Annotated in this window: 21 protein-coding genes; 10 read left to right on the top strand and 11 right to left on the bottom strand. The window is 70.1% G+C overall.

Translation table 11 applies throughout. The annotated features are described in order from the left end of the window. Window positions 1-341: 341 nt before the first annotated feature. The 3 genes from K2224_RS38905 to K2224_RS38895 are packed head-to-tail and all read right to left on the bottom strand — an operon-like array spanning window position 342 to window position 3,366. Window positions 342-998 (bottom strand): response regulator transcription factor, encoded by a 657-nt coding sequence (locus K2224_RS38905; RefSeq protein WP_221911798.1) that lies wholly within the window; start codon window positions 996-998, stop codon window positions 342-344. Beyond that, a complete protein-coding gene (locus tag K2224_RS38900; protein ID WP_399021176.1) occupies window positions 995-2,326 on the bottom strand; it encodes a sensor histidine kinase in 1,332 nt (443 codons plus the stop codon). Before K2224_RS38900 ends, K2224_RS38905 begins: the two co-directional genes overlap by 4 nt. Continuing rightward, window positions 2,317-3,366 carry a hypothetical protein gene (locus K2224_RS38895; protein WP_221911797.1) on the bottom strand — a complete coding sequence of 350 codons (1,050 nt, stop codon included), beginning with the start codon at window positions 3,364-3,366 and terminating at the stop codon, window positions 2,317-2,319. The genes K2224_RS38900 and K2224_RS38895 overlap by 10 nt, the downstream gene beginning before the upstream one ends. Window positions 3,367-3,480: 114 nt before the next feature. On the opposite strand from K2224_RS38895, the gene K2224_RS38890 reads away from it, so the two are divergent. Continuing rightward, window positions 3,481-4,353 carry a hypothetical protein gene (locus K2224_RS38890; RefSeq protein WP_260693821.1) on the top strand — a complete coding sequence of 291 codons (873 nt, stop codon included), beginning with the start codon at window positions 3,481-3,483 and terminating at the stop codon, window positions 4,351-4,353. Between the two features lie 31 nt (window positions 4,354-4,384). On the opposite strand, the gene K2224_RS38885 is transcribed toward K2224_RS38890, so the two are convergent. The 4 genes from K2224_RS38885 to K2224_RS38870 all read right to left on the bottom strand — a co-directional run bounded on the left by K2224_RS38885 (window position 4,385) and on the right by K2224_RS38870 (window position 6,476). Continuing rightward, window positions 4,385-4,948, bottom strand: coding sequence for a hypothetical protein (locus K2224_RS38885; RefSeq protein WP_221911796.1), 564 nt, complete (start codon window positions 4,946-4,948; stop codon window positions 4,385-4,387). 88 nt (window positions 4,949-5,036) lie between these two features. Next, a complete protein-coding gene (locus tag K2224_RS38880) occupies window positions 5,037-5,204 on the bottom strand; it encodes a hypothetical protein (RefSeq protein WP_221911795.1) in 168 nt (55 codons plus the stop codon). 387 nt (window positions 5,205-5,591) lie between these two features. After that, entirely contained in the window at window positions 5,592-5,846 is a 255-nt protein-coding gene (locus tag K2224_RS38875) for a hypothetical protein (RefSeq protein WP_221911794.1), read from the bottom strand. A gap of 147 nt (window positions 5,847-5,993) precedes the next feature. After that, window positions 5,994-6,476 carry a hypothetical protein gene (locus K2224_RS38870; protein ID WP_221911793.1) on the bottom strand — a complete coding sequence of 161 codons (483 nt, stop codon included), beginning with the start codon at window positions 6,474-6,476 and terminating at the stop codon, window positions 5,994-5,996. A 571-nt stretch (window positions 6,477-7,047) separates the two neighbouring features. On the opposite strand from K2224_RS38870, the gene K2224_RS38865 reads away from it, so the two are divergent. Beyond that, the gene (locus tag K2224_RS38865) at window positions 7,048-7,971 is read left to right on the top strand and encodes a serine hydrolase (protein WP_221912252.1); all 924 of its coding nucleotides are present in this window, start codon (window positions 7,048-7,050) and stop codon (window positions 7,969-7,971) included. A gap of 692 nt (window positions 7,972-8,663) precedes the next feature. Here the strand turns inward: K2224_RS38865 and K2224_RS38860 are convergent. Genes K2224_RS38860 through K2224_RS38845 form a run of 4 tightly spaced genes read right to left on the bottom strand, consistent with a single transcriptional unit; the run spans window position 8,664 to window position 12,191 of the window. Beyond that, window positions 8,664-9,269, bottom strand: coding sequence for a DNA-binding response regulator (locus tag K2224_RS38860; protein ID WP_221911792.1), 606 nt, complete (start codon window positions 9,267-9,269; stop codon window positions 8,664-8,666). Then, window positions 9,266-10,477, bottom strand: a complete 1,212-nt coding sequence (locus tag K2224_RS38855) for a sensor histidine kinase (RefSeq protein WP_221911791.1) — start codon at window positions 10,475-10,477, stop codon at window positions 9,266-9,268. Before K2224_RS38855 ends, K2224_RS38860 begins: the two co-directional genes overlap by 4 nt. Next, window positions 10,474-11,241: an ABC transporter permease gene (locus K2224_RS38850; RefSeq protein WP_221911790.1), complete on the bottom strand. Its 768-nt coding sequence runs from the start codon at window positions 11,239-11,241 to the stop codon at window positions 10,474-10,476. Before K2224_RS38850 ends, K2224_RS38855 begins: the two co-directional genes overlap by 4 nt. Then, complete coding sequence (locus K2224_RS38845; protein ID WP_221911789.1) at window positions 11,238-12,191, bottom strand: ABC transporter ATP-binding protein; 954 nt, start codon at window positions 12,189-12,191, stop codon at window positions 11,238-11,240. Before K2224_RS38845 ends, K2224_RS38850 begins: the two co-directional genes overlap by 4 nt. Before the next feature lie 239 nt (window positions 12,192-12,430). Here K2224_RS38845 and K2224_RS38840 point away from each other — a divergent pair, with 239 nt between their 5' ends. The 8 genes from K2224_RS38840 to K2224_RS38810 all read left to right on the top strand — a co-directional run bounded on the left by K2224_RS38840 (window position 12,431) and on the right by K2224_RS38810 (window position 19,773). Continuing rightward, the gene (locus K2224_RS38840) at window positions 12,431-12,631 is read left to right on the top strand and encodes a hypothetical protein (RefSeq protein WP_205369096.1); all 201 of its coding nucleotides are present in this window, start codon (window positions 12,431-12,433) and stop codon (window positions 12,629-12,631) included. Window positions 12,632-12,745: 114 nt separating this feature from the next. Beyond that, window positions 12,746-12,907 (top strand): hypothetical protein, encoded by a 162-nt coding sequence (locus tag K2224_RS38835; RefSeq protein ID WP_221911788.1) that lies wholly within the window; start codon window positions 12,746-12,748, stop codon window positions 12,905-12,907. 136 nt (window positions 12,908-13,043) lie between these two features. Next, complete coding sequence (locus K2224_RS38830; RefSeq protein ID WP_221911787.1) at window positions 13,044-14,933, top strand: alpha/beta fold hydrolase; 1,890 nt, start codon at window positions 13,044-13,046, stop codon at window positions 14,931-14,933. After that, window positions 14,930-15,541 carry a hypothetical protein gene (locus K2224_RS38825; RefSeq protein WP_221911786.1) on the top strand — a complete coding sequence of 204 codons (612 nt, stop codon included), beginning with the start codon at window positions 14,930-14,932 and terminating at the stop codon, window positions 15,539-15,541. Before K2224_RS38830 ends, K2224_RS38825 begins: the two co-directional genes overlap by 4 nt. 140 nt (window positions 15,542-15,681) lie before the next feature. Then, entirely contained in the window at window positions 15,682-15,843 is a 162-nt protein-coding gene (locus K2224_RS41250; protein WP_235094866.1) for a hypothetical protein, read from the top strand. After that, window positions 15,840-16,631, top strand: a complete 792-nt coding sequence (locus K2224_RS38820) for a trans-aconitate 2-methyltransferase (protein WP_260693818.1) — start codon at window positions 15,840-15,842, stop codon at window positions 16,629-16,631. The genes K2224_RS41250 and K2224_RS38820 overlap by 4 nt, the downstream gene beginning before the upstream one ends. Beyond that, window positions 16,628-18,328: an ABC transporter ATP-binding protein gene (locus K2224_RS38815; RefSeq protein WP_221911784.1), complete on the top strand. Its 1,701-nt coding sequence runs from the start codon at window positions 16,628-16,630 to the stop codon at window positions 18,326-18,328. The genes K2224_RS38820 and K2224_RS38815 overlap by 4 nt, the downstream gene beginning before the upstream one ends. Then, window positions 18,325-19,773 (top strand): NAD(P)/FAD-dependent oxidoreductase, encoded by a 1,449-nt coding sequence (locus K2224_RS38810; RefSeq protein WP_221911783.1) that lies wholly within the window; start codon window positions 18,325-18,327, stop codon window positions 19,771-19,773. The genes K2224_RS38815 and K2224_RS38810 overlap by 4 nt, the downstream gene beginning before the upstream one ends. Window positions 19,774-20,124: the final 351 nt, after the last annotated feature.

The raw sequence follows: 20,124 nt of genomic DNA, 5'->3' as shown, positions 1-20,124 counted from the left end.
GTCTGCCACTGCATACCCCCGACTCGACAGTCATGACCAACGCGCATTCACCATCTCGCCCGACTGCGAAGTCACCGTCAAGAGCGCACAGTGGGGAAAACGACAACAAGGCACTCCCGAAAGGCAACACCGTCGCCAAGGAGCTGCCCCGCTTCGAGGCAGACAGCGCGGTCCGGTTCTTCGCCCGGCATCTTGGCCGGCCAGTCACCTCACCGGCCTGAGGTGAGCGGCGACGGCGTCCGATCTGCCCGTCGGGCGCCGCCGCCGTGGCCCGGGATGAGCCTTGCGCATCGGCGGGACTGGTGGGAGTGGTCAAGCCCGGACGGGGGCGGGTCCCGGGGTCACCCTGGCCGGACGAATCCGCACTCGTAGGCGGCGATCACCGCCTGGGTCCGGTCTCGCACTCCGAGTTTGGCCAGCACCCCGGCGACGTGCGTTTTCACGGTGGCCGGGCCGACTCCCAGTCGGCCGGCGATTTCGGCGTTGGTCAGCCCGGCGGTCATCAGCCTCAGCACCGCGCCCTCCCGCTCCGACAGCCGGTCCCGCAGCGCCCGTGCCGCGTCGTCCGCGGCCCGCTCCCCGGCGTATCGGGCGGCCAGCGCCCGTACCGCGGAGGGGAACAGCAGCGAGTCGCTGCGCGCCACCAGTCGCACCGCCTGGACCAGTTCGTCCGCGTGGGCGCGCTTGAGCAGGAATCCGCTGGCGCCGGCTCGTAGCGCGTCGTAGACGTGGGCGTCGTTCTCGAAGGTGGTGACGGCGATGACCCGGGGCGGGTCGGCCGACCCGGCGAGGATCAGCTCGGTGGCCCGGATCCCGTCGATCCCGGGCATCCGGACATCCATCAGCACCACGTCCGGGCGCACCTCGCGGACCAGCGGCACCGCCTCCGCGCCGTCCGCCGCCTCGCCGACCACCTCCATATCGGCCTCCGCGCCCAGAATGACCCGCAGTGCGGTACGCACCATCCGTTCGTCGTCGACGAGCACGATCCGGATCACGCCGTGCCCCCGTCCCCGCGGCCGACCGACTGTCCGTCGGCAGGTCCGGCCACCGGCAGCCGGGCGGTCAGCCGCCAGACACCGTCCGTGGCCCCGGCCGACGCCGTCCCGCCCAGCAGCCGGGCGCGTTCGGTGATCCCGCGCAGCCCGCGCCCGCCGGCCGCACGTGCGGCCCCGCCCGGCTCCACCGCAGCGGCCATCGGATTCTTCACAGTCAGTCTCAACTCTCCTTCGCATACGTGCAGTTGTACGGTCACCCAGGCCGGACTGGCGTGCCGCAGGGCGTTGCTCAGCCCTTCCTGGACGATCCGGTACGCCTCCCGCGAGACCACCGGCGGCACCCCGGCACGGTCCCCGGAGAGCTCCGCCGTGATGCGGACGCCCGCCGCGCGGGCCCCACGGAACAGCGCCTCCAGGCCGTCCAAAGTGGGCGCGGAGGCGGCCGCCTCGGCCGTCCCGGCTGCCGCGGAAGCACCGAATTCACCGAATTCACCGGATTCACCGGTTCCATCGATTTCCTCGTCGGTCCGCAACAGGCCCAGGACGGTGTCGAGTTCGGCGACCGCCTCGCGGGTGGTTTCCTCGATGGCGGCCAGTGCCTGCCGGGCGAACCCGGGGTCGGTGTCCAGCACCCGGCCGGCCGCCCCTGCCTGGAGAGTGACGGCGCTCAGTGCGTGGCCCACCGCGTCGTGCAGTTCGCGCGCCAGCCGGTTGCGGGCCGCGAGTTCGGCCGCGCGGCGCTCGGCGGCGGCCAGCCGGTCGGCAGGGGTGGGGCCCAGCAGCGGCGGCGCACAACGGGCCAGTAGTGCCCCCACGCCCCAGCCGGTTCCCAACAGCAGGGCCAACAGGGCCAGCCCGGCCGCCGGCGCGGTCCAACCACCGAACTCCTGCTGCCACTTGAGCCCCGACGCGACGCCACCGAACGGCATGACCAGCAGCAGCACCACGGCCGGTGGCACGGTCAGCGTCATCCCGCTGACGATCCCGCCGGCCGCCAGGTGCGCCGTGAACCACAGTGCACTGCGCCGCCTGGCGGCCCACGACACGGCCGGCCCGTCGGCCAGCCGTTCCGCAGGCACCGCGCACAGCGCCCGGACGGCGGTCGCCTCCAGCGGCCGCAGCACCGGGAAGAGCAGGCCGGCCAGCGCGGCCAGCGGCAGTGCGCAGCCGAACGCGGCGAGTTGCAGGCCGAGGTCGCTCAGCGGATCGGCGGCGTCCACGAGGAGCGGCAGCGCCACCAACGTCAGCAGGTAGAACGGCATCAACAGCGCGCCGCCCAGTACCAGATGGGCCCAGCGCCGGGCCACCCGGCCGACGGTCAGCCGCACCGGACGGCTCCGGAACGGTCCCCGGCCTGCCCGGGCACCGCGCACCCTGCCGCGCGCTCAGCGAAGAAATGTGCACCAGCAGCGGCCACAACTACCCCCACGATCATTTGCACAGCGTAGGTGAGGCTCATCAGTGGTGCCGGCTGCCGTGGGTCTCCCGCCGGAACCGGCAGTCCGGTCAGGGCCAGCCAGCCACCCCAGCAGGCCAGCGTGCCCGAGCCGAGCCAGGCTGCGGTCAGCGGCACCAGGAGCGGCAGCCGCCCGCCCCGGCGCCGCGGGCCCCCGCCGAGCGCGAGCAGCAGCACCCCGACCACCGTGACGCTCGCGAACAACACGAACCCGGCGTCGTTCAACCGCGCGTCGAGGTCACGGTCCGCCACGCGCACCGGGCTGAGGCCGACAGAGCTGCCCGCCGCCCACAGCAGGTGCATGGCCGCCGGTAGTGCCGACAGCACGGTCACCGCTCCCGCGGTCAGGCGTCGCGCCGGCCGCAGGGGACTGTCCGGCAGTCCGGCCAGGGGTCCACGCCACAGGTGGCCCCAGCGGTGGCGGGCGTAGCGCACGAAGAGCGTGCCCAGTGCCAGGGCCTGCACGATGAACCCGGTGTAGACCACGGTCCACACCCACGGCTCCAGCAGCGCGTCCGGCCCACCACCGGACACCGCCCCGGTACGGCCGACGAGCGCCCCGGCCACTGCCTGGGCGGGAAAGACCACCACGATCGGCGCCAACAGGCCGGTCGCACACCACATCGGCACCGCGAGCAGCCACCCCGGCACTCGCCCGCCCCACGGCCGGGTCAGCAGGAACGCCAGCACGATCACCGCGGCGTCCATCGCCACGGTGAGCCCGTTGAGCGCCATCAGGGAGTCGCCGTCCTGGCGCAGCGGGCTGTGCACGGGGATGCCGAGGCGGCCGCCGGAGAGCCATATGACCTTCAGCGTGAGGTAGGGAACGCAGGCGGCAAGGGCCACGGTCCGCAAGACGGCCGGCGGGATACGCGGTACGGGAATCGGGGCAGTGCGCGGTGTCGTCGTCATACCGCCAGACTCCCGCCGACGATCCCACACCGCCTCGATCCGACGGGCGATCCTCCTCCCCCGTGCGGCGGAGGAGGATCGCCCGTCGGATCGAGGGCTTGCAAGAATGGTCGTATGCAAGACATCTACGGCTTTCCCGACATGGACGACGTGCCCTCCGTACTGCGGGACGTCCTCGCGAAAGACAAGGCCGAGCGTGCGGCGCAGGTCCTGACCCCTGAGGAGGCCGCGGCGTTCGCCAACTGGACGCGCGTTTCCGCCGAGGCCGAGACGCGCTGGCTGGCCGCGCTGTCCGGCGACGACGGCCTCGTCGGTTTTGAACCGCCGGCTCGCCCCGACAGTGCCTGGATCCTGCACGCCATGTACGAGGACCTGCGGTTCCCAGTCATATCGGCCGACGCGGATGACGTGGCCGGCAAGGAAGGCACCGGGGGCAAGGAAGGCACTCGCGACGGGGACGACGAAGACGAAACGGACTGGGCCGTACCCCCAGGACCCCACTGGCAGCGCCTGCGCTGGTCCGAGCTGGCCGAACGCGTCGGCGACCCGATCATCGAGGAGGGCTCCTACCCCGACCGCTACCAACTGCACTCGTGCCGTACTGAGACGGGCCGGAAGCCGGACAACATCCTGTGGTCGAACGAAGGCAGTCTCGACTGGGAAACCTGGCACCAGCTGCTCGACGTGCTTATCGAGTACAGCCCGGACGGACCGGACACCCGCTGCCTGGTCCACTTCTGTCTGAACATGTTCTACTACCACGTCCCCACGGTGCTGACCGGCCGCCTGGGTGACGCCCGCGACCTCTGTCACCATCCCGACCTGAGGGCCTACAGCCCCTCCAACATCTGGCCGGCAGACCGGACTTGGGTCACCTACACCGACTTCGACCTGCACGGCACCAAGGTCGCAGGCCCCACCCCGTTGATCGAAGCCCTCCTCAACAGTCCCGGACTCGAGGCCCTCCGCCTCCCCTGGAAACCCTGATCCGGTCCGATCGCCGCCCTCCGGACACGCCTCAGGCGTCCTGACCGCCGTAGCGCTCCCTGTTCCACTCCACTTGCTCGGCGCTCATCGGTGAAGAGATGACATACACGTCACCGACACGGTCGCTGCCGCGCTGACGCTCCCCCTTCTCATGGGCTCGGAACGCCATGACGGATGCCTGGGAATCCGGCTGCCAGTGCAGGGTGAACGCCGGAGCGTTCACGTCCGGGACGTCCTCCAGGCGCGCGCCGCGCTTCGCCAGCAGCCGCTCCAGTTTGTCGAACCGAAGATGGCGGTCGAAACGGCCGTACCGTTCGCGAATCGCTCCGTTGACGATACTGCCGCCCCAGTACGAGAGCCGATGCACATGCAGGGTGAAGTGGTGGCCCTCCCACGGGTGGTCCGGCGACTCCCGGATCCAGAAGAATTCCACCATTCCGTAGTCGCGCCACATGTTGTGGTCGTCGAGGGAGTTCTCGGCGAAGTCGGTACCCAGGATCGCGGTGACCCGGTCGGGGCTGTCGGTCGGCTTGGCTCCGAGCACCGTTCCGGTGGTGACCACGTCCACGTAGAACGCGAGGGAATGCGGAGTCAACTGGTCTTTCCTTGACGGGGCTGGGGTGGCCAGGAGAGGCCAGCGGTGGCCACCTCAGCGTAGACGACCGGGGCGCCACGAAGATCAGTCATCGGGCGGCCTCGGCCACCCACCCGGCCAGGCCGAACCCGTCGCCGACCGGCAGCAGCTCCGCTATCGCGCCGACCACCCATGTGACCTTGATCAACGCGTAGGGCGTCATCACGGCAGCGGCCGCATACGACGCCAACCGTCCGGCCCGGTCGAACCGATCCATTGAGGGCTCGCTTTCCCCGTCCCATGTCAGGAACCCCCACTCTCGCCGTCACTCCCTCCCCGCAGATCCCGCGCAGGCCGTATCCCCCTCCCCCATCGGGCGGATGCCGCCCGACAGTTCCGCGTGCAGAAAGCTCGGTCCCAACGCGACCCTGTGGGCGACCCAGTGGGCGACCACGATCCGACGCTGCCGCCTTCGCGGCTCTCGGCGTCAACGGCTCGGACTCTTCGACCGCATCAAGTGGAAGTGGCGCCGCACCACGATGTGGCACGACATCGACGACGTCCGCCGGCACCTCGCACCACGCCACCGCAGACATGTCCGGGGACGGGCGAGAGAATCCACCGTTGAGCGACACGCAGGGCAGTACCCAGCGACCTCTCCGGTCTACGCGAGTTTCAGCATCAGCAGCAGGCAGCCCAGGACCAGGAGCGGTGCTCCCATGGCGCGCAGGCAACCCGGCCGGGCGTTGGGCGTCGGCACGTACGGTGTTTCCATACGGCCGTTTCGCCAGAGCATCTCGCGGTGCCGCTCAGCCGCCTTGTGCTGCACCCGTGCACACCAGCGGCGGATGAAGCCTCCGCAGTCGGTGAGTACGACGATGCCGATGGCTATGTACGCGAGCGCGAGTCCGATCCCCATAGCGAACCATGATCGCAGCTCCCCGTAGCGCAGTTCGCGGCGTTGGCGGACACAACTCCGCTCTCCCGTAGGAATGTTGCGTCCTCGGCGCGGCGTGCGGCTGCGTGCGCGCCTCGGTCGCTGCCGGCTGGCGGCCGGCAGCCGTTCTCACTCTGACCAGGCGTAGACGCGTATCGGATCGAGGTGCAGTTCGTGCGGCCCCAGGCAGTCCGCTACAAGCGTCGCGATGAGGGTCCCACAAGCGCAGGTCATGTTGCGACCGCCGGTGCCCAGGGGGCCGCAGCAGCCCCAGTGGTTGCTGTCGGTGTTGACCACAGTCAGGCCGGGGACGTCGTCAGGGTGAACGATCGCCGAGTTCCTGGGGCCGGCGGAGACCAGGCCGCGCTGATCTGCCCGCATGAGCAAAGCGCGGTTCCCTGCGGGGCGCCTGGGCTCGCTCCCGGCGGGCTCGAAGGGGGCGCCCCAGGGCTCGGGGTCGATCGCGTAGTGGCCCCGTGGCACCGTCGAGGGGGCAAGAAGCGTCTTCTTGTCACGGTCCTTATCGTGATCGAAAACCTCCGGAACGGCAGGCAGCTGCCGCAGTTCCGGTGTGAGCCGGGTGGCACATTTCGAGCAGTAGAAGACCGTCATGCATGCATTTCTACCTTGCGGTGGCGAAATGCGGCTCCCCGCCCCGGTTCATGGTCAGGTTGGAGACGGAGCTCGACTGAAGATGCGTCGCAGGCCGTCCGGGCCCTGGCCACGAGGACTGGGGCAGCACCTTCACGCAGTCCGCGGCAACCACCGAGACCAACACCTGGACGTCCTACGACTCCGGCTTCCGGTGCGCTCCCACCGTTGGAATGCTGAAGGTGAACGGCCCAGGGCACGTTCCGGCCCCCGGTCGCCGGTTGCTGACGTCGAACATCCAGAATCCCGGGTGAGTGCTGGGAAAGACCCACCATGCCGCAGGCATCCCGGGCGATAGGCCCATAGCCCCCGGAACATCCACACGCATCCGCACGCATCCGCACGCGGAGGGCTGGCAGTTCCAGCACCACGCGCGGGGTGCTGGCATGCTCGACGGGCATGTATCACCGGCGTGAAGACCCCGGCCGGCCAGACCACCGCCAGGGGCACTCACGACCATGACCCGAAAGAGACACCGCCCTTGTACTACCAAATAGGCACCCCTGCCCGCGGCGTGCGGGGCGCGGCGGTCGTGACCGCTCTCACCGCAGCGTGCTCTTCGATCCTCGTGGCCGCCGTACCAGCGAACGCGGCCCCCGTCTCCCCGAACGACGGGTCAGCACCCGACGTCGTGTGCACCTCCGCCAAGCCCGGTCTCGCCGACCGACTCACCCAGGACATCAGGACACTGGTGAACTCCGCACACCCGAAGGCGCACACCTCGATCGCCCTGTACGACCGCACCACCAAGACCAGCTGCACCTACGACGCCGACCGACAACACGACTCGGCCAGCGTCGTCAAGGTCATCGTGCTGGGCGCACTGCTGCGCCAGGCCCAGGACGAGCACCGTGACCTGACCGGAACCGAGCGCTCCCTCGCCACCAAAATGATCACGAGGTCGGACAACGACGCCACCACCACCCTGTGGAAACAGCTCGGCCTCACCCGCATCAAGGAGTTCCTGCACCTCGCAGACATGCAACGCACCGTTCCCGACCCCCACGGATACTGGGGACTGACCCAGATCAACGCCACCGACCAACTCACACTGATGGCACTGTTCACCGCCACGAACCCCGTCCTCGACGACGACTCCCGGGCGTACGCGCTGGATCTGCTGAACCAGGTGATTCCCAGTCAACGCTGGGGCGTACCAGCCGGCGCACCGAGCGAAGCAAGAGTCCACGTCAAGAACGGCTGGCTCCAGCGCACCGGAGGCGGCTGGCGGGTACACAGCGTCGGCGCATTCACCGGGAACGGCCATGACTACGGGCTGGTGGTGCTGACCTCGGACCACGCCGACATGCCCGCCGGCGTGGAGGCCATCGAAAACCTCGCCGGCAAGATCCACGCGGACATCAATGAGACCCCCGTGAGCACCCGCCGGCCCCTCCACAGCCAACCGTTGCTCGGCACCTCCGACGGCTCGCTCACGCCCGAGAACGCCCGGTGAACCCGCCTCGGCTCCGATCCGGAGGTTTGAGCGTGCGCGAAACGGGCTCCGCACCCCAAGGAAGGGGCATCCGCAACGAGGTGGTGGCGAAGGGAGGTTGCGACGTATGCGTTCGGCTACCGCGGCCGATTTCGGCCGGATACGCCCGTCTTCATGGTTCGAGTACGCGCTGGAAGCCAGGCACACCCTGACGCGGGTACGGGGATGCGGCTGCGGTTCCTGGAGTCCCTCTCGGCCGGACGCGTACGGTCATGCACTCGCGCAACGGGGCACTCCCTCCGCCGCTACCCCAACGTGACGGTAGACAAGGTGGACTCGCCTCGCGGTGCCCGCTTCGTCTTCACCGGAGCAGGCGCAGAAGATCTTCACTTCAATGCTGGGGACGTCCTCCGGGGAACCAACCGCGTCGACTGATCAACCTTCAATCCACCGGCCTCGACAAGTGCTCGCACCGGGATAAGGAGGTCGAGGCGCCACCGGAGCTCCCCCGCGGCCGTGGCCGGTGGCCGATGCGTTCGGGTCCCGCTGCGTCGAGAAACCATCAGGGCCGAGGGCGCGTGGGATCGTGATCGACAGGCCGGCGCCGGTCCGTGGCCGGGCTGACGGCCGGGACGGGGCGGTGGTCACCTGCACAGCAGCCCCATCCCACTGCCTCTGGGGCCTACGGGTATGCATCACATGCATCACATGCATCAGATCCACCCGCGTTGCTGTGCTATGTGCGCTGCCGCATGTCGGTTCTCGGCTTCCAACTTGGTGGTGGCGGACGACAGGTAGTTGCGGACGGTCCCCGGTGCCAGGGCGGCTCGTTCGGCGATCTCCTCGATCGGGGCGCCGTCGGTTGCCAAGGAGAGGATGTCCGCCTCGCGGGCGCTGAGCGGGGACGCTCCTGCGCTGATGGCGTCGGCGGCGAGTACCGGGTCGATGTAGCGGTTGCCGGCGTTGACGGTGCGGATGATGGTGGCGAGCTGGTGGGCGGAGACGGTTTTGAGGACGAAGCCCTTGACGCCGTGGGTCAGGGCGCGTTTGAGGGGGCCGGGCAGTCCGTGACTTGTGACGATCATGGTCTTGCAGTCCGGGAGGGACTTGGTGAGTTCCTCGACGATGGCCACGCCGTCCTTGCCCGGCATCTGGAGATCGAGCACGGCGACGTCCGGCTTGTGGCGCAGCGCCATGGTGACGGCTTCGGGGCCGGTGGCCGCCTCGGCGACGATGTCGAGGTCTTCCTCCAGGGCGAGCAGCGCGGCGAAGGCACCTCGGATGAGGTGCTCGTCGTCGGCCAGGAGAATGCGGATCATCGGTTTCCCTGTCTCGGAAGGTGCACGGTGAGTCGGTAGGTGGGGCCGGCCGCGGGGCCGTGGTTCACGGTTCCGCCGAGCGGTGCCAGCCGTTCGACGAGCCCGGCCAGGCCGTTGCCGCCTTCGGACTCGGTTTGCTGGCCGGTTCCGTCGTTGACGATGTCCAGGCGGGTGGGACCGTCCCCGGTCCCGGTGAGCCGGATGGTGCAGGTACTCGCCTGCGCATGGCGCAACACGTTGGTGACGCCTTCGCGGACGACCCAGCCGAGGGCGGTCTGGGCTTCCTGCGGCAGCGGGACATCGTCCTCCCGGCGGATGCGGCAGGAGACGCCCGCGGCTTCCAGCACGGCTTGGGCCCCCTGCAACTCGGTGGTCAGATCGGTGGTGCGGTATCCGTTGACCACTTCTCTGATCTCGTGGTGAAGACCGCGGGTGAGGCTCTGCACGTGGGCCATCTCGGACCGGGCCTCGGGGGCCTGCGCGAGGCGCTCCGCGAGTTCCGCCTTCAGAGCGATCACCGAGAGGTCGCTGCCGATGACGTCGTGCAGGTCTCGCGCGAATCGGAGGCGCTCCTCGGCGATCACGAGCCGTGTCTGCGCCTCGCGGGCGGCGTTCAACTGCCACAGCACGGTGAGGAACCACATCGAGGACCGCATCAGGCTTCCGATGACGACCCAGGTGGCCGCCGTGAACGCCAGGACGGCGGGGGCGGCGGCACGGTCGGCGACCAGGACTGCGCCGCCGGCCAGGACCGACTCGCCGACGGCCACCGCCGTGTAGGCGCGGCGCCCCATGGCGGAGGACAGGGCGAACGACAGGGGCAGCGCCACCATGATGGAGGCCGGGATCAGGCTGCGGGTGCCGTCGAGCAGGCCGACGTCGTGGGCCCGGGGCAGCAGGGCCAGTTCGAGCAGTGTCACGGCCGCCATGGCGCCGATGAGCGCGGTGGAGTGTCTGGCCCGGCCGATGCTGTAGGCGACGGCGGTGGTGGCGCCGAGCCCTTGCAGCGCGGTGACCGTGGCGATGGCCCAGCCGATGGTGGGCGGGAGCCGGTCGGCGTCCGCATGGTCCAGGTGGGAGAGGAGCGGCCAGAGCAGGGAGGCGAGCAGTAGCCACGGAATGAGGCACAGCATCCAACGGGTGTGGGCGGTGGCCCGCTTCACGTCGATCTGGTGGCGGGCCTGCGCAGCACCCGATGCCGTACTCACGTGCGCGGTTCCCAACGGAAGTTGCGGTGTGCGCCCCAGGCGGCGAGAGCGGTCCAGGCCAGTAGCGTCACGATCGCGATCAAGGTGTCGGCCGGGCCGGCGTGCTGCCCCGTCCAGCCGGAACGCACCAGTTCGGTGACGGGGGTGAGCGGGAAGAAGCGCAGTACGTCGCCCATGGCGTCGGGGAGCACCTCCAGCGGAACGAGCGTGCCGGAGGTGAGCAGGAGGAGCAGGAAGCCGATGGTGCTGATGCCTTGTGCGCTTTCCGCGGTGCGGGCGGCGGCGGTGCTGAGCGCTGCGACGGCGGCGGTGAGGACCGCGCCGAGCAGCACGCCGAGCAGGACCAGGTGCGGGGCGGCCGGTGTGCCGAGCCCGGCGATGACCGAAACTGCGGTGGCTATCAGGGCGAACTGGAACACGGCCGCCAGGGTCATGGGCACGGCAGGGCTCGCCAGGATGACGAGGTCGCTGACTTCTCCGGTGCGCAGGCGCTTGAGGACGTGCTCCTCGCGACGCAGTACGTAGGTCCCGACGAGCGGCGCGTACAAGGCCATGACCAGGACGATTCCGGCACTGGTGGAGATCATGACCTGGCCCATGGCGAGCCCGGCCCCTTCGAGGTCGAACTGCTTCATGACCGTCGTGGTGCCCATGGTGATCATGGCGGGGATCACCAGGACGTTGAACAGGTTGCTCTTGCTGCGCAGGAAGAGGGTGAGTTCGACCCTGGAGAGCGCGGCGAGGTGCGTGGTGGCGTTGCTCATACGGGTTCCTTCGTTTCCTTCCGGGCGATGCGCAGGAACGCCTCCTCCAGCGAGGCGGAACTGGCGTGCAGCTCCTCCAGTTCGAGGTGCCTGTCCCGGGCCCAGTTGAGAACCTCGGTCGCGGTGTGTTGCAGCTGGTCGGTGAGGAGTTCGACGCGGTCGGTGGCGACGGTGACTTCCGCCTGCAGTACGGCGGAGTGCGGCAGGTCGTCGGGGGTGAGGCCGGGTGGGAGGCGGAAGCCGAGGGTGGAGGGATGGGCGGCGACGATCGCGGCGACCGTGCCGGTGACCGCGATCCGCCCGGCGTGCATGATCGCCAGCCGGTCGGCGAGCCGCTCGGCCTCTTCGAGGTGATGCGTGGTGAGCACGATGGTGGTGCCCTCGGCCCGCAGCTCCTCGATGATCCGCCAGGTGTCGTGGCGGCCCTCGGGATCCATCCCGGTGGTGGGCTCGTCCAGGAACAGCAGCTCGGGCCGGCCGAGTGTGGCCAGAGCCAGGTCGAGGCGCCGTCGCTCGCCGCCGGAGAGGTTCTTGACCGCGACGTCCCTGCGTCCGGTCAGCCCCACCATGGCGGCCGCTTCGGCGTCCGGGCGGGGCGCCGTGGTGCAGGACGCCCACATCCGGATCGTCTCCGCCACGGTCAGGTCGTTGGGGAAGCCGCCCTGTTGCAGCATCACGCCGGTGCGGGGGCGCACCCTTGCCCGGTCGCGTACGGGGTCGAGGTTGCCGAACAGTCTGATCGTGCCCTTGGTGGCCGGTGCCAGTCCTTCGAGGAGTTCGACCGTGGAGGTCTTGCCCGCCCCGTTGGTGCCCAGCAGGGCGAACAGCTCACCTTGCGCGACGGTGAGGTCGATGCCGCGGACCGCGTCGAATCCGCGCTCCCCATCACTTCCGTACCGGCGCCAGAGCCCTGTGACATCGATCACATTTTGCTGTTCATTGACTTCCATGGCTCAATCTTTGCCATTTGCAGACGGTTTGCATAGTGAGCAGCCTCATGGGTTCGCATGACACCTGTCACGACCGCATGTGACAACTGTCAGTGATCGCCGAGGCGCGCTCCGCATTTTCCTGTGACCTGCGCCATATCCCATTTCTGCACATGGGTGCTTGTATCCCCCTGCCGCCGGACACTCCTGACGATCCGTCAGGCGGCTTGGATCCCAGAACACCGAAAGCGAGCATTCCCATGACCGAGATCGTTTCCTTCGTCAACGGCCTGGACCTCGGAGCCATCGAGACGGGCGAGGCCCACTCCGACCAGACCCCGGTCCTGGCGACCCCCGCCGCCGCCCTCGCGGCCATCGGCGGCGCCAAGGCCGTCGGCGCCTTCGTCGGCGGCGCCACCGTGGTCGGCGGTGCCTACGCCCTCGGCCGCGCGGTCGGCTGACCGGAGCCGCACCCGTCCTGCCGGCCCGGCCGGCTCCCTTTCCGCAGCACCACCGCATTCACCTGGCCGCGTCCGGGCACCGCACCGGTCCCGGCCACCCGAAAGGACACGAACATGATCGACGTCGCCGCAGCAGCGAACGAGATGGAGCTCCCGGAGGAGGGCGCCATCTTCCCCATGGCCACTCCGGTGCTGGCCACCCCGGCCGCCTTCATGGGGGGCATTGCGATCTCCTCCGCCGTCGTCGGCGCCTTCGAGGCCGGCCGCAACGGATAACACCCACCGTTCCCTGACCGGAACAGGTGCATCGACTGTCTGCCGGGCCAGAGGCGGATCCCGGCCCGGCAGACACGGATGCGCCCGCCGGGCGCCCCCAGTCCGTCCGTGCCACGGGCACTGCGAAAGAGATCACGTGAAGTTCGTCAAGAAGATTGCCGCCGCGGTATTCGCCCCCGCACCGGTGAGCCGGGACCGCGCCCTCGGCCTGTCCGAGCGGCTCACCGCCGTCACCACGCTGACGTCGTCCCTCGAATACCTCTCGCAACGCAAGGAGATACGCCAGGGCGGCCTCAACGACTGGAACATCGTCAAGGACGTCCAGGCCCAATCCACACCGGTCGTCCGCCGTCTGCTGAACGCCGTCAGCGGCCCGAGGACCACGACCGCCCTGCACCTCACCCGCGCGACCGTCGCCGCCGGCATGCTGCTGCCCGGCAACTCCCGCTGGCGCGGCGCCGGAAACGCCTTCCTCGGCGCAAGCTCCGCACTGCTCTACCCGCGCCACCGCTACGGCACCGACGGCTCCGACCAGGTCGCGATCCTCGTACAGACCGCCACCGGTGCCGCCCGGCTGACCCGCTCCGCGCCGGCCAAGGACGCCCTGCTCTGGTACGTCGCGCTACAGGCGAACCTCTCGTACGTCATCTCCGGCTGGGTCAAACTCATCGGCGAGCCCTGGCGCGACGCCAGTGCGCTCGGCGGTGTCATGCGCACCCGCACCTACGGTCACCCCGGCATGTTCCGGTGGACCCAGGACCACCCCAAAGCCGCCAAGTACCTCACCCACGGCGTGCTGGCACTGGAGTGCCTCTTCCCGCTCGCCTATACCTGCGGCGGCCGACTGGCCCGCCCCTTCATCGCGAGTGCCGCCGCCTTCCACCTGGCCAACGGCTACTTCATGGGGCTCGGCCGATTCGTGACCGCCTTCACCGCCATGCACCCGATGGTCGCCTACACCTCGACCCCGCGCAGCCACCCGGCCGCCGCCGGACGGGACGACCGCGCGCTGCCCACCGCGCTGGCCCTGCTCGCCGCGGCCACCGCCGCCGCTGCGGGCACCGCCGTGCAGCGGCGGCTGCGCGCCACCGAGGGATGGCACACCTCCCGCGTGCTGACCACCCGCCACGGCAACGAGCTCCAGTACGAGGTGCTGTCCCCCGGCGACGGCACCCAACCGGTCTTCGTGTTCGCCGCCGGCATGGTCTCCACCAGCGAGCACTTCGCATGGATCACCGAACGCCTGGCCCAGGACACCGAGCACGGCGTCCTCACCTACGCCCGCGCAGGGTACGCCGGCAGCCGCTACCGCTCGCCCGGCCGCTTCACCCTCGGGCAGTCCGTCGACGATCTCGTCGACCTCGTCAACGGGGCCGTCGCCCCACACCGCAAGGTGATCCTCGTCGGCCACTCCCTCGGCGGCGAAATAGCCCGCCGCGCAGCCCAGCAGCTCGGCGACCGTCTGCACGGTGTCGTCTACCTGGACGCCTCGCACCCCGACGAGCTCAACCGCTCGCAGCAGCAGCGTGACACCGCCGGCAAACTGCACACCGCACTCACCCAGATGACCTGGTACCTGAGGCTGGGCACCGGCATCCTCATGGCACCCCCGGACTGGATGGAGTCCCTGCCCGTCGCCTACCGCAAGAAGGTGTTCGCCCAGTACGCCGACGTACGGATGTGGGACGCGGGGCGCCGTGAATGGAACGCCGTGGAAGCCGACTTCCGGGCCTTCTCCGGTGCACTGGCCCCCATCCACGGGGCACACGGTCTCGTCGTCTCCGCCCAACAGACCGTCGACCGCGACCCCGACCAGCTGTTGATGCACAAGGAACTCGCCGACGCCCACCGCGACGGCCGGACCAAGACCGTCGTCATCGAGGGCGCCGGCCACGACACGGTCCTCACCATGGGCCGCTACGCCCACCAAGTGGCCGACCGCATCACCGAATTCTTCGAAACCACCACGACCGGCGCGCCCGGCACAGCAGCCGAACCGACCACAGGAAAGGAGTCCGGCAAGTGACCACCCCACGCACCGCCGCCGCGGACCTGTTCACCGGCAAGGGCGCCGGCTGGCGCATCGCCGGCGCGGCCATGCTGGTCAGCACCCTCGCCATCCAGCACCCGAACCCCATGTTCAACCGGTTGCAGCTCAAGGACACCTTCTCCATGCTGCCCAACTGGCGCTTCTTCGCGCCGACTCCGGCGACGCACGACTATCACTTCGTGTACCGCACCCTCGGCACCGAAGGCACCACCTCACCGTGGCAGGGACTTGACGTGATCGAGGGCCGCAAGCCCTGGCAGATCGCCTGGTTCCCGACGCGGCGTCCCGAGAAAGCGATCTTCGACATCTGCAGCGAGATCCTGCACGTCATCGACAAGGGCTTCGCCGTCGTCACCCGCACCGCCGGATACCGCACACTCACCGAGCACCTGCGCGCCACCCTCCTGGACCGGGGCACAGGTGCCCGCGAGATCAACGGCTTCCAGTTCGCACTGGCCCGTGCCACCGGCTACGACACCACGCACACCCCCGAGATGGTGTTCGTCTCGCCGTACATCCCGTTCGCCCCAGGGGCGACCCTCTCCCCACCCGCCGTACGGGCCGGGACCACGGTGGAGGCATGAGGATGGCGCCCTACATCATCATCGCCGTCGGAGTCGTGATCGCCGCCGTCATCGCCCTCGGTCTCCTCAAGAAGTAGCCCGCAAAGCCGTACCAGCCGCCTGGACAGGCCGTCCGGGACGGCAGCAAGGAGAGCACAACCATGAACAAGTCCGCAGTCGCCGGATGCCTGGCCGTCGGGCTCGCCGTCCTCGGCTTCCTGACCGCCACCGGCACCGTCAACATCCCCATCGCGATGGGCGCCGGTGTCGCCCTCTTCATCGCGGCCGGAGTGGAGATCAAGCGGAAGAAGCCCACCCGGTGAACACGATCGCCACCCCCCAGCCGGCCGGTACCGTCGACGACATCGGCTACGGGCGGCAGTTCGACGGCTGGTACGACCGGCTCTTCCCCAAGGACGAGTCCGCCGCCGTCACCGCCGAGCGACTGGCCGCCCTGCACCCCGAACCGGCCGCCGGAACGGTCGAGTTCGGCGTCGGCACCGGCCGGATCGCGCTGCCGCTGGCCCGACGCGTCGGCCGGATCACCGGCATCGACTCCTCCCCCGAGATGCTCGCCGCCCTGCGCACCGCCCTCCATCACGACACCCCCGTCGAGCCCGTGCACGGCGACATCCGCACCTACACGGCGGAGCACACCGCAGGACTCGTCTACTGCGTCTGCGGCACCCTGTCCATGCTGCTCGACCCCGACGACCAACAGCGGGCGATCCACCGTGCCGCCGACCTGCTCGCGCCCGGAGGACGCCTCGTCGTGGAGACCCACAACAAGGCCGCCGTCCTCGCGCTGCACGAAGGCCGCGCCCGCACCACCTACTTCACCCCGTACCCGGAACCCGGCACCGGTCTCCAGACCCATTCCGTCCTGCTGACCGAGGGCAGCCTGTGGCACTGCTCGCACATCTGGTACGAGTCCGACGGCCGCACCCGCGTCGGCACCGAACTCTCCCGGCTCACCACCCCGGACGAGGTCGACGGCTACGCCCGGGCCGCCGGCCTGCGGCCCGAGAACCGCAGCGCCGACTGGCACGGGACCCCGTACACCGAACAATCCCCCATGTTCGTCACCACCTACGTCAAGGCAGCGGTGTGAACGTCTGGGAGATCGCCCGCGGACACGCCGCCCTGCTGCTGACCGGGACGGTCCTCGGCGTCGCGGGTGCGGCGGCGACCCTCGCCCAGCCACTGGTCATCGGCGAGATGATCAAGTCCGTGGCGGCGGATCTGCCGCTGACCGGACCCGTCCTCCTGGCCGTCGCCCTGTTCGCCACCGACGCGGCCCTCGCCACCGCCCACGCCTACGCCATCGGCCGCGCCGGCGAGAACGTCGTCTACGACATCCGGCACACCCTCGCCGCCCGGCTGCTGCGCTCCAGGCTTCAGTCGTACCGCCGTTGGGACCAGGGCGACGTGTTCACCCGGATGGTCACCGACACCTCCCTGGCCCGGGTCTGCCTGACGCAGGCGCTGGCCCAGATCGTCACCAGTGCCTTCATGGTCCTGGGCGGGATCACGATGATGGGCCGGCTCGATCCGCTGCTGCTCGTCACGACCCTCGGCTGTCTCGGCCTCGCGAGTGTGATCTCCCTGCTCCTCGCCCGCCAGGTCCGCCGGGTGTCGGTGACCAACCGCGAGGACACCAGTGCCTTCGGCTCCGCCCTCCTGCGGGTCCTGGGAGCCCTGCCGACCGTCAAGGCGTCACGCGCGGAGGGGCGCGAGAGCGACCACGTCTCCGCCCTCGCCCGGCAGGCCCGGCGCTCCGGCATCCGGGTCTCCGCCCTGTCGGCGATGCTCACCCCGGCCATGAACGTGGGCACGCAGATCGCGCTGACCGTCGTCATCGCCTGGGGCATGGCGCGTGTCGCCACCGGCGACATGGCACCCGCCGACCTGACGGCCTTCATGATGTACCTCTTCTACCTGGTGTCCCCGCTGGTGATGCTGTTCATGTCCGTCGCCCAGTTCCAGCAGGGCAGGGCCTCCATCGACCGGATCGCCGAGCTCGGCACGCTCGACCAGGAGGACACCGGCCCCGGCTCCGACATGGCCCTCGACGGGCACCGCATCAGCTTCGAGAAGGTGTCCTTCGCCTACCCGGGCAGCGACACCACCGTCCTCGACAGCGTGTCCTTCACCGTCCCCGAGCGCGGACTCACCGCCGTCGTCGGCCCCTCCGGCGCGGGCAAGAGCACGGTGTTCCAACTGATCGAGCGCCTTTACGCGCCGACGTCCGGCACCATCCGCATGGGCGGCATCGACATCGCCTCCCTGCCGCTCGGCCGGCTGCGCTCCCTCGTCGGTTACGTCGACCAGGACCACACCCTGCTGCGCGGCACCGTACGCGAGAACCTGACCTACGCCGCCCCCGACGCCACCGCCCGCGAGATCGCCGACGCCCTCGACAAGGCCCATCTCACCGACGTGATCGCGGCCCTTCCCGACGGCCTGGACACCGAGCTCGGCGAACGCGGCGCGGGCCTGTCCGGCGGGCAGCGCCAGCGCCTGGCCATCGCCCGTGCACTGCTGCAACGGCCCAGGATCGTCCTGCTGGACGAAGCGACCGCCAGTCTCGACGGGGAATCGGAGGCGGCGCTGCGCGACAGCATCGACATCATCGCCCGCCACTGCGCCGTCGTCGCCATCGCCCACCGCTTCTCCACCATCTCCCAGGCCGAGAAGATCATTGTCCTGGACGGCGGCAGCGTGCAGGCCAGCGGCACCCACGCCGAACTCCACGCGGGCAACGGCCTCTACCGCAGACTCGCCGAAGTCCAGGAGGCCCCGGCATGACACCCGACGCCATCATCGTGGGCACCGGCCCCAACGGGCTCGCGGCAGGCGTGACCCTCGCCCGCGCCGGACTCAGGGTGGAGCTGTACGAAGCACACGGCACCATCGGCGGCGGGCTGCGCACCGAGCCCCTCTTCGACAGCGACATCCACCACGACATCTGTGCCGCGGTGCACCCGATGGCCGCCGCATCCCCCTTCTTCACCGAGTTCGACCTGACCGGCCGGGACGTGGACCTCCTGCGTGCCGAGGCCGGCTACGCCCACCCCCTCCCCGGCGGCCGCAGCGCCATCGCCTACCACGACGTCGAACGCACCTGCGCGGCACTCGGCCCGGACGGGACCCGCTGGCGGTCCCTCATGCGGCCACTGCTCGACCACAGCGGCGAGTTGGTCGATCTGATCCTCTCCGGGCCACGGGCCCTGCCGGGAGCGGCGGCGACCGCGCTCCGTCTCGCGCCCCGCCTCCTCGCGCACGGCACCCCGCTGGCCACCCGCCAGTTCACCGACGAACCCGCCCGCGCCCTCCTCGCCGGCGTCGCAGCCCACGCGGTCGGCCGGCTCCCCACCCTGGCCGGCGCCACCGTCGCCCTGCTCCTGGGCCATCTGGCACACACCACCGGCTGGCCGCTCCCGCGCGGTGGCAGCGCACGGATCGCCGATGCCCTCGCTGCCGACATCACCGCCCACGGCGGGGTGTTCCACACCGGCCGGCACATCGTGGACCTGCGTGAACTACCGCCCGCCCAGGCCGTGTTGCTCGACGTCGCACCCAAGGGTCTGCTGCAGCTCGCAGGTGACCGGCTGCCGGCCCGCTACCGCGCCCGGCTGGCGCGGTTCCGCTACGGGCCCGCCGCCGCCAAGGTCGACTTCCTCGTATCCGGCCCCGTTCCGTGGGCCGCCCCGGAGACCGCCAAGGCCCCAACCGTGCACCTCGGCGGCACCCAGGACGGCATCTTCCGGCAGGAGACCCTCACCGCCCGCGGCGTCGCCACCGGCGAACCGTTCGTCCTGCTCGTCGACCCGGCGGTCGCCGATCCCGGCAGAGCACACCGCGGGAAGCGCCCGATATGGGCGTACGCGCACCTGCCGCACGGCAGCACCACCGATCCCTACGACCTGATCCGGGGCCAGATCGAGCGGTACGCCCCTGGATTCACCGACACCATCCTGGCCCACCGCAGTATCACCGGCGCCGCCTACGAGAAGTACAACCCCAACTACGTGGGCGGGGACATCGGTGCAGGAGCGATGACGCTCAAGCAGAGCCTGGCCCGTCCCGTCCCCCAGACCGACCCGTACCGCACTCCGCTCCGCGGTCTCTACCTGTGTTCCGCCGCCACTCCCCCCGGCCCCGGCGTGCACGGCATGTGCGGCTACCTCGCGGCCCGCTCGGCACTGCGCCGCGAATTCGGCATCCGCGAAGCCCCCTCGCTCGCGCCTTGATCCACTCGCGCCGTCAAGGTGCGTCATTCCAGGCCGGACGATCGCCAGTGGGCTCCGTGCGGCCACCGGCTCGACTCCGCACCGAGGTGAGCCAGGGCGTCGCGCAAGGATGGCGAAGGATCCGGATCAGCTTCGCCTCGTCACCCTTCTGACCTGTGGTAGTGGATGACTGTCGCCGGCCCGGCCGATCCGGTCGGCACCGCTCGTCAGCGGGCCCTTCGCGCCCACGACCCGCGACGGCGGACGTGATGCTGGTGACCGACCATCACGTGCGCTAGACCTGTCCCACACCATCACCAACAACCCGCTCAGAACCCGCCGTTGGGCGAGCACCCGGCCTGATGTCCGTCA

Source organism: Streptomyces sp. BHT-5-2 (genome assembly GCF_019774615.1).
In the GTDB taxonomy this organism is placed as follows: domain Bacteria; phylum Actinomycetota; class Actinomycetes; order Streptomycetales; family Streptomycetaceae; genus Streptomyces.
Note: the sequence above shows the minus strand (reverse complement) of the source record. Positions and strands in the feature narration are given on the sequence as shown.

Coding starts and splice junctions, on each gene's coding strand:
- K2224_RS38835 (WP_221911788.1), top strand. CDS start 12,746: ATGATCGACGTCGCCGCAGCAGCGAACGAGATGGAGCTCCCGGAGGAG.
- K2224_RS38810 (WP_221911783.1), top strand. CDS start 18,325: ATGACACCCGACGCCATCATCGTGGGCACCGGCCCCAACGGGCTCGCG.
- K2224_RS38860 (WP_221911792.1), bottom strand. CDS start 9,269: ATGATCCGCATTCTCCTGGCCGACGACGAGCACCTCATCCGAGGTGCC.
- K2224_RS38875 (WP_221911794.1), bottom strand. CDS start 5,846: ATGGGGATCGGACTCGCGCTCGCGTACATAGCCATCGGCATCGTCGTA.
- K2224_RS38895 (WP_221911797.1), bottom strand. CDS start 3,366: ATGACGACGACACCGCGCACTGCCCCGATTCCCGTACCGCGTATCCCG.
- K2224_RS38845 (WP_221911789.1), bottom strand. CDS start 12,191: ATGGAAGTCAATGAACAGCAAAATGTGATCGATGTCACAGGGCTCTGG.
- K2224_RS38850 (WP_221911790.1), bottom strand. CDS start 11,241: ATGAGCAACGCCACCACGCACCTCGCCGCGCTCTCCAGGGTCGAACTC.
- K2224_RS38880 (WP_221911795.1), bottom strand. CDS start 5,204: ATGGATCGGTTCGACCGGGCCGGACGGTTGGCGTCGTATGCGGCCGCT.
- K2224_RS38840 (WP_205369096.1), top strand. CDS start 12,431: ATGACCGAGATCGTTTCCTTCGTCAACGGCCTGGACCTCGGAGCCATC.
- K2224_RS38890 (WP_260693821.1), top strand. CDS start 3,481: ATGCAAGACATCTACGGCTTTCCCGACATGGACGACGTGCCCTCCGTA.
- K2224_RS41250 (WP_235094866.1), top strand. CDS start 15,682: ATGAACAAGTCCGCAGTCGCCGGATGCCTGGCCGTCGGGCTCGCCGTC.
- K2224_RS38870 (WP_221911793.1), bottom strand. CDS start 6,476: ATGACGGTCTTCTACTGCTCGAAATGTGCCACCCGGCTCACACCGGAA.